Source organism: Pararhizobium sp. LjRoot255 (genome assembly GCF_964252905.1).
Classification (GTDB): Bacteria; Pseudomonadota; Alphaproteobacteria; order Rhizobiales; family Rhizobiaceae; genus Pararhizobium.
In genome coordinates this window covers 3,423,843-3,435,949 of the sequence record NZ_CAXUPQ020000001.1, presented here as the reverse complement: position 1 = coordinate 3,435,949, position 12,107 = coordinate 3,423,843, and the positions used below count along the sequence as shown (strand labels likewise).

10 protein-coding genes, 1 pseudogene and 1 riboswitch are annotated in these 12,107 nt (G+C 60.8%); of the genes and pseudogenes, 6 read left to right on the top strand and 5 right to left on the bottom strand.

Annotated elements, in window-relative coordinates; genetic code table 11:
- Positions 1–7: 7 nt before the first annotated feature.
- Positions 8–991, top strand: coding sequence for an N-acetyl-D-Glu racemase DgcA (gene dgcA / locus ACSQ2W_RS16465; RefSeq protein WP_436087218.1), 984 nt, complete (start codon positions 8–10; stop codon positions 989–991).
- Here the strand turns inward: dgcA and ACSQ2W_RS16460 are convergent.
- Complete coding sequence (locus ACSQ2W_RS16460; RefSeq protein WP_436087217.1) at positions 943–2,163, bottom strand: MFS transporter; 1,221 nt, start codon at positions 2,161–2,163, stop codon at positions 943–945. The genes dgcA and ACSQ2W_RS16460 overlap by 49 nt on opposite strands.
- A gap of 92 nt (positions 2,164–2,255) precedes the next feature.
- Positions 2,256–3,095 (bottom strand): UDP-2,3-diacylglucosamine diphosphatase, encoded by an 840-nt coding sequence (locus tag ACSQ2W_RS16455; RefSeq protein WP_436087216.1) that lies wholly within the window; start codon positions 3,093–3,095, stop codon positions 2,256–2,258.
- Positions 3,096–3,297: 202 nt separating this feature from the next.
- Here ACSQ2W_RS16455 and ACSQ2W_RS16450 point away from each other — a divergent pair, with 202 nt between their 5' ends.
- From ACSQ2W_RS16450 to ACSQ2W_RS16435, 4 genes are all read left to right on the top strand, one after another.
- Positions 3,298–5,610 carry an NADP-dependent malic enzyme gene (locus ACSQ2W_RS16450; RefSeq protein ID WP_436087215.1) on the top strand — a complete coding sequence of 771 codons (2,313 nt, stop codon included), beginning with the start codon at positions 3,298–3,300 and terminating at the stop codon, positions 5,608–5,610.
- Between the two features lie 174 nt (positions 5,611–5,784).
- The gene (locus tag ACSQ2W_RS16445; protein WP_436087214.1) at positions 5,785–6,522 is read left to right on the top strand and encodes an autoinducer binding domain-containing protein; all 738 of its coding nucleotides are present in this window, start codon (positions 5,785–5,787) and stop codon (positions 6,520–6,522) included.
- A gap of 199 nt (positions 6,523–6,721) precedes the next feature.
- Positions 6,722–7,366, top strand: a complete 645-nt coding sequence (locus tag ACSQ2W_RS16440) for an acyl-homoserine-lactone synthase (RefSeq protein ID WP_436087213.1) — start codon at positions 6,722–6,724, stop codon at positions 7,364–7,366.
- Between the two features lie 192 nt (positions 7,367–7,558).
- Positions 7,559–8,629, top strand: coding sequence for a DUF2865 domain-containing protein (locus tag ACSQ2W_RS16435; RefSeq protein WP_436087212.1), 1,071 nt, complete (start codon positions 7,559–7,561; stop codon positions 8,627–8,629).
- On the opposite strand, the gene bluB is transcribed toward ACSQ2W_RS16435, so the two are convergent.
- The 3 genes from bluB to ACSQ2W_RS16420 form a co-directional block, all read right to left on the bottom strand.
- Entirely contained in the window at positions 8,630–9,322 is a 693-nt protein-coding gene (gene bluB / locus ACSQ2W_RS16430) for a 5,6-dimethylbenzimidazole synthase (protein WP_436081104.1), read from the bottom strand.
- A 44-nt stretch (positions 9,323–9,366) separates the two neighbouring features.
- Positions 9,367–9,580: riboswitch (cobalamin riboswitch) on the bottom strand.
- A gap of 42 nt (positions 9,581–9,622) precedes the next feature.
- Positions 9,623–10,444 (bottom strand): SDR family oxidoreductase, encoded by an 822-nt coding sequence (locus ACSQ2W_RS16425; RefSeq protein ID WP_436087211.1) that lies wholly within the window; start codon positions 10,442–10,444, stop codon positions 9,623–9,625.
- Positions 10,445–10,531: 87 nt separating this feature from the next.
- Complete coding sequence (locus ACSQ2W_RS16420) at positions 10,532–11,725, bottom strand: phytanoyl-CoA dioxygenase family protein (protein WP_436087210.1); 1,194 nt, start codon at positions 11,723–11,725, stop codon at positions 10,532–10,534.
- Between the two features lie 103 nt (positions 11,726–11,828).
- Here ACSQ2W_RS16420 and ACSQ2W_RS16415 point away from each other — a divergent pair.
- Positions 11,829–12,060, top strand: a pseudogene (locus ACSQ2W_RS16415) (helix-turn-helix domain-containing protein); the annotation flags it as partial.
- Positions 12,061–12,107 lie beyond the last annotated feature (47 nt).

Below are 12,107 nucleotides of genomic sequence, written 5' to 3'. Positions count from 1 at the left end.
GACACCGATGACACGTTCGCTCAAGACCGCCATTGAACATTTCCCGATCGCCGGCAGCTTCACGATTTCTCGCGGCAGCAAGACGACAGCCTCCGTGGTCACCTGCCGCATCTCTGAAAACGGTTTTGCCGGTATCGGCGAATGCGTGCCCTATGGTCGCTACGGAGAGACCATCAACAGCGTGATCGCCGAAATCGAAGCGATCCGCCCGGAAATTGAGGCGGGCCTTGGCCGCAACGGCTTGCTGACGGCCATGAAGGCCGGTGCGGCACGCAACGCCGTCGACTGCGCGCTCTGGGATTTCGAAGCAAAAACATCGGGCAAGCACGTCTTCGCTATAGCAAATCTCGCGGAACCGCAGCCGCTTACGACGGCGTATACGATCTCGCTCGGCGAACCGGAGGCCATGGCAAGTCAAGCCGCGCGATACGCCCACCGGGCACTGCTCAAGGTCAAGGTCGGCACCGCTGACGACGCCTCCCGCATTCGTGCGGTGCGTGCCGCGGCACCGGACAGCGCCATCATTCTCGATGCCAATGAGGGCTGGACGGAGGCGAATCTCGCCCATCATTTCGCCGTCTGCGCCGAATCGGGCGTCACCCTCATCGAACAACCGCTTCCCGCAGGGCGTGACGATCTGCTGGCGTCCGTGTCCCGCCCCGTCTTGGTCTGCGCCGACGAAAGCGTGCACAAGACCGAGGACTTGCCGAAGCTCGCCGGGCTCTACGATGCCGTAAATATCAAGCTCGACAAAACGGGCGGGTTGACGGAGGCGCTGCGCATGCGCGATGCGGCGCGCGCCTTGAACCTGAAGATCATGGTCGGCTGCATGGTCGGCACCTCGTTCGGCATGGCACCGGCCGTGCTGCTGGCGCAGGGAGCCGAATTCGTCGATCTCGACGGACCGTTGCTTCTCGCCCGCGACCGCGAGCCGGGTTTGCGCTACGAGGCCTCGCTGGTCTTCCCGCCGCTTCCCGCCCTCTGGGGCTGAAGATACCAGGCCGTCAAGGCCGAGCCGCAGCCGATCATCGCCACCACCGACATCGAATAGAACCCGTGGACCCCGAACCAGGCATAGAAGTAACCGGACGCAAAGGTGCAGATCGCCGTAAACACACCGGTATAAAAAAAATACAGCCCCTGCGCCGAAGCCTCCTGCTCTTCCGGCACCCGCTGGACCAGCATTGTCTGCATGCTCGTATGCATGATCGCATAGGTAAAGGCGTGAAAACACTGCAGGACGAAATAGCCCCAGAAACCGAGTTCCATCGGAAAGATGATCCAGCGCACGACGGCAAGACCACAGCCGGAAAAGATCATCGTCCACAGGCTGAAGCGCCGGATGATCATCTTGGCGCAACCAAACATCACCACTTCCGCTGCGACGCCGGCGCTCCAAAGCAGACCGATCTGCGTGCCGCTGAAGCCGATATGCTGCCAGTAGATCGCCGAGAAGGCAAACAGCATCGCATGGCTGCTGTTTGCCAAAGTCACGCCGATCAGAAGCAATTGCAGGTCGAGTTTGCGCAAGGCCTTGGGCGGCGGCTCGGTCAGCGTCGTCAGCGTCGATGGGCGCCGCGGGCGGCCGACGCGCGGCGCGATCAGCGTCAAGAGGATCATCAGCAGAAAACCGCCCACCATGGCGGGCAGCACCAAAGCGCCGCCATAGAGACCGATCATCGTGCCGCCGAGCATCGTTGCGGCGATAAAGGCCACCGACCCCCACAGGCGCATGCTCGCATAGTCGAAACCCCAGCGCCGCACGCCCGTCAGCGCGATCGCCTCAACGATCGGAACGTAGGGCGAGTACACGCCGCCCTGCAGCGCGCAGATGACCAGCACGAACCAGAAGCTGTGGGAGACGAAGAGGGCGAGGCCCGTCAACAGCGAAAGAACCGCCGACCAGATGAGCACGCGAGCGCGCTCGCCGATCCTGTCTGCCAGGAGCCCGACCAGCGGCGCCGTGATGACGCGCACGAACATCGGCACTGCGAGAATGATACCGATCTCGGCATCGCTAAGGGAGAGCGTGCTCAACCAGACCGGAAAATACGGCATGGCAAAACCGTTGACGATCAATGGCGCACAGAAGAGCAAGGCGATGCGCGGCACGAAATAAGCCGGCGCATCCTCACGATAAGGAGGCGGAGACGAGGGAATCATGGAAGGACCTGATGAACGCATCCATGATTTATCACAGCGCCTACGAGCGGCGCTAGAAGCTAGATTTCCCTACAGTCGTTGCTCGGTCGCTTTTATGCCGCCTGTTGCGATAGAGCCCGCGCCATCATCGCTTCGACCTCGGTCGTATCCTCACGAACGGCAGGAACGCCGCTCAACTCGCGCCAGGTGATCAGCTCCATCGTGCCGTCGTGATGCTCGGCGATCGCCGTGCAGCTTTCGACCCAGTCGCCGGTGTTGATATAGCGGACGCCGTCGATATCCTCCATCACCGCATGATGGATGTGGCCGCAGATGACGCCATCGGCATTTTCCCGCCGCGCCTCGTCGGCGACCACCTTCTGGAATTCGCCGATGAAATTGACCGCATGCTTGACCTGCAGTTTCGCCCAGGCTGAGAACGACCAATAAGGCAACCCGAGACGACGGCGGACGGCGGACAGCCCGATATTGATGAGGATCGCCATGTCATAGGCCCAGTCACCGAGATAGGCGAGCAGCCGCGCGTTGCGCACCACGACATCGAATTCATCGCCATGCAGCACCAGATATGTCTTTCCATCGGCGCCCTCGTGGATATGCCGTTGGGCAACCTCGATGCCGCCGAAATGCACGCCGGGGAAATCGCGCATGAATTCGTCGTGGTTGCCGGGAATGTAGATGATGCGGCTGCCCTTGCGGGCTTTGCGCAACAGCTTCTGGACGACGTCGTTGCACGCCTGCGGCCAATACCAGCTGCGTTTCAAACGCCAGCCATCGACGATGTCGCCGACCAGGATGATCGTCTCGGCCTCGGTGACACGCAGGAAATCCAGAAGATAGTCGGTCTTGGCCGCTTTCGATCCCAGATGCACATCGGAAATGAACAGGGTCCTGAAACGGCGAATGGCTGGGTCTTGCTCTTTCTCAGTCATGCTGCCTCGCAGATCTATCGGGCCTCTTTTACCCCTGTCAAAAACAGACTCTTGTTTCAGGAGAATGACAGCCTGTGGATCGGCCATTTTCCGGCTGAAACGACCGTTGCGGAAAACCGCAGGTGATTGAGTAGTTCAAAACTGTACGGGGCCTCCGTTTCGTGCAAAAAGAGCCGCGACGAAAAGGCAAGGATTCACGAACATGAGCACCGGCGACAAAGCCAAGACCCCTACGGTTCCAGCAAGCGGCGATCTTGACGAACAGGCGCTGTTCTTCCATCGCTATCCGCGTCCCGGCAAGCTTGAAATCCAGCCGACCAAGCCGCTCGGCAACCAGCGCGACCTGGCGCTCGCCTATTCACCGGGCGTCGCAGCCCCCTGCCTTGCCATCCGCGACGATCCGTCGACTGCCGCCGATTACACGGCCCGCGCCAATCTGGTCGCCGTCGTTTCCAATGGAACAGCCGTACTCGGGCTCGGCAATATCGGCCCGCTCGCCTCCAAGCCCGTCATGGAAGGCAAGGCCGTCCTGTTCAAGAAATTCGCCGGCATCGATGTGTTCGATATCGAGATCGACGCGCCCGAGATCGACCAGATGGTCAATGTCGTCGCAGCGCTGGAGCCTACCTTCGGTGGCATAAACCTTGAGGATATCAAGGCGCCGGAATGTTTCGAGGTCGAGCGCCAGCTGCGCGAGAAGATGGATATCCCGGTCTTCCACGATGACCAGCATGGTACAGCAATCATCGTCGCCGCGGCCATTCTCAACGGCCTCGAACTCGCCGGCAAGGATATCGCCAAGGCAAAGATCGTCACGTCCGGCGCAGGCGCCGCAGCCCTTGCCTGCCTCAATCTCCTCGTCACGCTCGGCGCTCGGCGCGAAAACATCTGGGTGCACGATCTCGAAGGCCTCGTCTATGTCGGCCGCGAAGTGCTGATGGACCAGTGGAAGTCGGTCTATGCGCAGGACAGCGCAAACCGTGTCCTCGCTGACAGCATCGCCGGTGCCGACGTTTTCCTCGGCCTGTCCGCAGCCGGCGTTCTGAAGCCGGAACTCCTGGTGCAGATGGCCGAAAAACCACTCATCATGGCGCTTGCCAACCCCAATCCGGAGATCATGCCGGAAATTGCCCGTGCCGCTCGGCCTGACGCAATGATCTGCACCGGACGGTCGGACTTCCCGAACCAGGTCAACAACGTCCTGTGTTTCCCCTATATCTTCCGCGGCGCGCTCGATTGCGGCGCCCGCACGATCAACGAGGAAATGAAGATGGCCGCGGTGCGTGCCATCGCAGCCCTTGCCCGAGAAGAGCCGTCAGACGTCGCGGCGCGCGCCTATTCCGGCGAAACGCCGGTCTTCGGCCCGGACTACCTCATCCCCTCGCCCTTCGACCAGCGTCTGATCCTGCGCATCGCGCCGGCTGTCGCCAAGGCTGCCGCCGAAAGCGGCGTCGCCAACCGGCCGATCACCGATTTCGACGCCTATCTCGACCAGCTCAACCGCTTCGTCTTCCGGTCCGGCTTCATCATGAAGCCGATCTTCGCCGCAGCCAAGAACGCCCAGAAGAACCGGGTGATCTTCTCCGAAGGTGAAGATGAGCGTGTGCTGCGCGCAGCCCAGGTGCTCCTGGAAGAAGACACGGCCCGCCCGATCCTGATTGGCCGCCCGCAGATCATTGAGACGCGCCTGAAGCGCTACGGTCTGCGCATCCGCCCGGACACCGACTTCGAGGTGGTCAATCCGGAAGGCGATCCGCGATTCCGTGACTATGTCGATGAGTATTTCTCGCTGGTCGGCCGCCTTGGCGTCATTCCGGAAGCGGCGCGCACGATCGTCAGAACCAACCAGACCGTTATCGGTGCCCTCGCCGTCCGGCGTGGTGAAGCCGACGCGCTGATCTGCGGTGTCGAAGGCCGTTACAGCACCCATCTGCGCGCCGTTTCGCAGATCATCGGCAAGCGCGAAGGCGTGCTCGATTTCTCGGCGCTCAGCCTGTTGATCTCGCAGCGCGGCACCACCTTCCTGACCGATACTTACGTGACTTTCGATCCGACGGCGGAGGAGATCGCCCAGAAGACGATCATGGCCGCCCAGGAAATCCGCCGCTTCGGCATCACGCCGCGCGCCGCCCTCGTTTCGCATTCGAATTTCGGATCACGGGATTCAGACAGCGCGTCCAAGATGCGCAAGGCGATGCAGATCGTGCATGAACTGGCGCCGGATCTCGAGGTCGATGGCGAAATGCACGGCGATTCCGCGATTTCGGAAATTCTGCGCAAACGTGTCATGCCCAACAGCACGTTGACCGGAGAAGCCAACCTGCTTGTCTTCCCCAATCTCGATGCGGCCAATATCACGCTCGGCGTCGTCAAGACCATGACCGACAGCCTGCATGTCGGCCCGATCCTTCTCGGTACCGCCCTGCCCGCCCACATCCTGTCGCCGTCCGTCACCTCGCGCGGTGTCGTCAATATGGCGGCACTCGCTGTGGTCGAAGCGTCGCATCCGGCGTGAGGCTGATCGATTGAGCCGGACCGGAACCGGCTCAATCGACACAATAGATCTGCTCAAAAATACCACCTTTAATTGAAATATTTGGAAACTTATCATTAACCAAAGATTGCACTAGACAAAGAGCGAAAACAGTTATCATGGTAAAATACCTTTAAATAACAGGGTATTTGCAACATGACTGACCAACAGGCGTTCTTTGACCTGCTGGACATTATGGAAAACGAGAAACTCGTTGAAGCAAAACGGTTTTTCGCCCTGATGCGCAGCACTTTCAGTATTGCAAATCTACTGTACGCCGATGTTGATATATTGGCATCGGGCTTCGTCGTACACAGGCTCCACCATACCTTCAACGCCAGTGTAGCCAGAACCTATATTGATGAAGGATTTCTGCGGATCGATCCGGTCCTTCGCTCGATCATGGGTGGCGTCAGGCCGGTGGACTGGGCAACCGCCCGCGCGCTTCACCCCGAAAGCGAGCCGCTCTTTGCCGCCGCGGCGCAACTCGGGCTTGGTGTCGATGGCGTGACCCTGCCGCTCGCGACACCGACACGCCGCCTCGCTTTTTTAGCGATCCATGCCGATGTCCCCGAAGAAGAGTGGCCGGCCTACCGGCGCTGCCATCTGCGTGATTTCCAGCTGCTCGCCAATCTTTTTCATGCTTCTCTTCTGGAAAACGACGACAGGATCCACCTTTCGGAGCATGGTAACGAGACACTGACCCATCGGGAGACCGAAGTGCTCGGCTGGGCAGCGGCCGGCAAAAGCTACTGGGAAATCGGCACCATCCTCGGCATCTCCGAGCGGACCGTCCGCTTCTTCATGACCAATGCCCGCCGCAAGCTGAACGTCGTCTCCAACACGCAAGCCGTCGCCCAGGCCGTCCGGCGCGACCTTATCCCGACTTTCTGACCGCGCGAAGCGGCTTCATCCCACGCCGCCTGCAACCCATTTCTGGTCCCGCAATCGCCAACTCAGTGCGTCCAAAAGGACGCACTGGATTTCATCGCATATTGGCGTGCATTTGAAACCTGTCACTACCGACAGTTTTGCCGATCGCCGATCACTGACAGCATTTGCTCCTCGCATTGGCAATCACAGGAGCAAAAAAATGATCAGGATTTTCAACCGCAACAGCCGCAAGCAATACCCCCAGGATATTGACGCCATGTTCAGGCTGCGCAAGCGCGTTTTCCATGATCTGCTGAAATGGGACGTGTCGGTGCGCGGCGATTGGGAGATCGACCACTACGACGACGCCAACCCGCTCTACGTCCTGTCTTACTCGGACCAGACCGGCCGCCTGCGCGGTGCACTGCGACTGCTTCCGACACTTGGGCCAAACATGCTCGACGACACCTTCCCGATCCTGCTCGGTGACAATCCTGAGGTCCGCAGCGCCTCCATATGGGAATCCAGCCGTTTCTGCATCGACCCGGAGATTTCGCAGGATCGCGGTTCCAATCAGGTGACCATCGCCGCCGCGGAACTGATGTGCGGCGTCGGCGAACTCGGACTGTCCTCCGGCCTCAGCCACATCGTCACCGTGACGGATGTCTTCCTCGAGCGGATGTTCCGCCGCATGGGTTGCCCCGGCGAGCGGATCGGTGAACCGCAGCGCATCGGTTCCGTCTATGCGGTCGCCGTCGCCTGGGAAGTGACACGCGAACTGTTGGAGACGATGAGAGCCGTCGCCGAGATCGGCGGATCGGTGCTCGAACGGCCGATGTCGCTCGAAACCGCCCGCGCCGCCTAACGCCAGCTTCCGGAGGGCTGCGACCGCGGCTCTCCGGCCACATCGGCAGAATTTCCCGGGTTCGCGTTAACGCTGGCAAGCGGACTGCGTTGCACCTCTTTCGAATGGCGATATGATAGGCACATGGCTTGGAGCGCGGCAATAATCCGCCGCATCCGATAGAGTGCCGGTTCGCTCAGACGAGAGAAAACAGTGATTTTCCGTTCCGTTCGCTTCGCGGCGCTTATCGCTCCGCTACTTATTGCTATGACGGCCCCTGCCGACGCCTCGACGGTGTGCGAACGGCTAAATGCGCGCCTGTCGAACCTGCCGAAGATCGTCGCCTCCACTGCCAATCTGCGCGACTACACCGGCGCAATCGCACGGCAGAACCTTGATCTGCGCAAGGCGCGCAGCGACCGGCGGCGCCTTGGATGCAGTTCCGGTAGCGTGATCGTCGTGGGTGATCCGAACGAGGAGATCTGCGAGGCCCTCGACAGCGAAATCTCACAGATGGAAATCAAACTCGAAACGTTGAAGGCCCGCCGCGAAAACCTTGTCACCGGCGGCGATAGCGAAATCAGCCGCCGGCGGATTCTTACCGCGCTCTATGTCAATCGGTGCTTCGAAGAACAGGACGAAACGGTGGCTGCGGGCGAAGAGCCGGAAACGCACCGCAACATCCTGGAGGACCTGCCGCCGATCAGCGAAAGCGACCCGCCCCTGCGCGGCAGTACCGATGTCTTCGATTTCACCCATCCGGGTGACGACTATGGCGGCAGCCTGCGGACCCTGTGCGTTCGTACCTGCGACGGCGCTTTCTTCCCGATCTCGTCGCGCGCTACGCCCGCCGATTTCCTGCGCGATGCCGAGGCTTGCCAGCGCCGATGCCCGGGCGCGGAAACAGCGCTGTATTACCATGCGCTTGCGACTGAAGAGACTGATCAGATGGTCTCGGCGTCAACCGGCGAGCCCTATATCGAACTACCGACGGCTTTCGCCTATAAGACGCGTGACCTCGGTCAGCCCGGTCAGTGCGGTTGTGCGCCCGCCCGCCAGACCGCGACGAACCAGAGCACGCCGGCAGACAGCACCGGCGTTCTTGAAATCCGAACCCGCAAGGCTGACACAACGGAGGCAAAAGCTTTGGTTGCGGACCGTCCCTATGACCCGCAGAACAGCAAGGTACGCGTCGTCGGACCGCGCTTCCTGCCCTCTCAGGAATCGTCGATCGACCTGATGCATCCGGCCGGCCCCGGATACCAGCCGCAGCAGCCCAACTGATCACTCGCCCGGTTTGATCCCCCAGGCGTCGGCAAAGACCAGCTCGTCGAGCGGCAGACGCTGCCGCCAGCCCTTGATCGCCAGTTCGGGTTCCGCGTAGAGCTGATCGACATAGCCGAGGCAAAGCCAGGCAATGATCTCGATGTGATCGGGTATGCCGAGAACTGCCTTGATGTCGCGCTCATGGAAAATGCTGACCCAGCCGACACCGACGCCTTCGGCCCGCGCGGCAAGCCAAAGGTTCTGCACCGCGCAGACCGTCGAAAACGCATCCATGCGCGGATTATGTGTCCGGCCGAGAACGACCTTGCCGGCGCGGGTGGGGTCGCAGGTGATGCAGACACTCACCGGCGCCTTACGGATACCCTCGAGCTTAAGTGAGCGATAGGTATCGCGCGCGGCACCCTCGAACATCAGCGCCGCCTCCTCATTGGCCCGCCGAAAGGCTTCAAACACCTTCCGGCGCCTGTCTTCATCGCGCACGACAATGAAGTTCCATGGCTGCATGAAGCCGACTGATGGCGCGCTGTGGGCCGCGGCAAGCAGCCGAGCGATCACGTCATCCGGCAACGGCGTTGGCAGGAACTGATCCCGCACGTCGCGGCGGGTCTCGATGGCGCGGTAGACGGCGGCGCGCTCGTCCGATGAAAATGCCTCCGCCCTGACAAGGCGGTCTTGCGGTTCCGTTTGCATCGTTTGATCCCCAACAATGCGAAACCTCCCGCCGTCCGCGCGGGGCTGGTCTATCTCGTCAGGCCGGTCTTCTGACTGCGGATCAACCGGCCTTGCCGCCTTCCCAAATCACATGAGGATTTAGTGGCAGAATTCTGAAAATAATCAGAAATTCATTATAGCAAGAGCCGTCCCCGTCACAGCGTTGGGCACGTCCCGGACTTTCACCGGATTCCCGATTCTCCCGCTTTCGCAGGCACCTGAACCAAACCGATAAAGGCATAGTGGGCCGCCGAATGCAAGCGGCCCCGCCTGTTCTCTTTACAAGGCGGCAATCGGATGCGGCGAACCATCATAGGCGCCCCAGATCGACTGGTCGAAGCAGATGACCGATCCGGTCATCAGGCCGGATTCGGCCGACGACAGATAGGCACAGGCCCGCGCCACTTCGGCAGGATCGACGAGACGGCCGAAGGGCTGGGTTGCCGCCGCCTTTTCAAGCCAGTCGCTGGCAGCCCCGTGAAACTCGCGCTGGATGCGATCCTCGCCTTCCGACGCCATCCAGCCGATGTTGAGGCCATTGACGCGGATGCGGTTACGCAGCACCGCATAGGCGGTGTTCTTGGTCAGCGTTTCCAGCGCCCCCTTGGAAGCGCAATAGGCGGAAATGAAAGGCTGGCCGGCCTTGGCCGACATCGAACCGATATTGACGATCGTTCCCTCGATCTTTTGCCGCCGCATGATCTTGATCGTCTCCTGCATCAGGAAGAACGGCGCACGCACGTTGACGGCGAACATGCGGTCGAACAGTTCCGGGCTTGTATCGATGATGGTGCCGCGGTCGGTAATCGCAGCCGCATTCACCAGTGCGTCGACACGGCCGAACTGCGCGTCACAGGCGGCGACTACCTTGCGAGCATCCTCCACCTTTCCGAGATCGGCCTGTACGTACACCAGTTTGGTACCCGTCGCCTTACCGATCTCGGCCGCCTTGGCCTCGCCTTTCGCGGCATTGCGCCCACAGATGACGATGCCTGCAGCTCCCCGCTCGGCAAACAGCGCCGCAATCGTTGCCCCGAGCCCCTGCGTGCCACCGGTCACGATGGCAATCTTGCCGTCGAGCCGCCCATAATCCTTGCTCATTCCGTTCCTCCATTTTTTGATATCCATGACCGGAAAAACGTCCGCCCGGAACCGGACGAAAGTTTGAAATATTTGGCGAGTTTGGCATCAGCTCAGCTTCTTCTGCGCCTGTGCCGCAAGCGCGGCAGCGAAGGTCTCCGCCTTCCACCCGCCGGACAGCGCCTCATGCATCAACTGCGCCTGCGTCTTCGGTGCCAGACCGCCGAGCGGCGGGTCGCGGTCCAGATTGGTCGGGAAGGAATAGCCTTCCGCGCAGGACGCGATCGCATTGGCCGCCTGCGCAACCGATAGACGGCCATCGGCCAGCATGGCTTTCAGGGCCGGATAGAGCACTGCACTCATCCGCTCGCGGTTAACCGTCTCCATCGCCCGGCCGAAGGCGGAGGAAACCTGCAGCAGATTGGCGACCCGCTTGATGCCGGCCGAACGATTGGTGCCGGCAGCGTGGAAGAGCGCCGGGTTGAAGAACACCAGATCCCCCTTCGACAGCGGTAGCTGCACATGGTTCCTATCGAAATAGTCGCGAAATTCCTGTCGCGTCAGTGCCAGATAGCCCGGCACATAGGTTTGGCTGTAGGGCAGGAACAGCGTCGGCCCGCTTTCGAGCGGCATGTCGCAGTGCGCAACCGCACCCTGCAAGGTGAGCACCGGCGACAGCCTATGTACATGAGCCGGAAATTGCTCGATCACAGCGGATGTCTGGAAGCCGAGATGATAGTCGCGATGCGCCGATTGCGCCGCGCCGCCCGGATTGACCCGGTTGACCTGCGCCGTCATCTGATAGCTCGGTCCAAGCCAGGCTTCGCTGACCAGCGCAATCAGCGCATTGCCGTAATAGGCCGCGAAATTCTCCGGATCCGTCAGGCAGTGCTTTTCCAACGAATTCCAGATGCGGTCATTGGCGCCAGGCTTGGCAAAATGGTCGCCGCCGCCGGTATTGGTGCGACGCTGCTCGTTGATGATCTCGTCGAAGATGCCACTTGCCGCATCGATGACCGCCGTATCCTCAAAAGCCCGCTTCAGAACGACGACGCCCGGCCCGGTCGCGAAGGCCTCGCAGATCTCCGCCAGCACCGCACGGCGTCTCTCCTCGCTCGACGCCGCCTTCAGAACGCTGGCACCGTCATAAATCAGCACGTTTTTCTCAACACGTGCAGCATGCGGATAGTCGCCGCGTTGGGTGGTTTTCTCCACTTCGGCGCGGAAATCCTCCAGATCACAGGCCGCCGCCGTTAGCCACACTCGATCGGCGCGCTGCCTCAGGACATTGTCGGTCTTCATCTTTTTTCCTCCCGCTGGATGCCGTTCGATGGCTTGACTATACGCGGCGAAGAAATCCGATATAGAGCAGGAATCCATCAAAAATCCATCAGAGCGAAACCAAATGACCCGTGAGTTTCTGGTCCAGGATATCGCCTTCCGGGCCGGCTTGAGCACCGCCACCGTCGATCACGACCTGAACGGCCGCCAAGGTGTTCGCACGCAGACCAGACTGCGTGCACGCCGCCATCCGCGAATTGGAAAAACAACAGGCAGGCATGGAGGGGCGGAAATTCGGCATCGATATCGTCATGGAAGCGTCGGAGCGATTCACGAACGCTGATGAATGGGCATTTCCCGTTCCCCTGTTTTAGAAAAACAATAGGATCGGGAATGGTTGCGC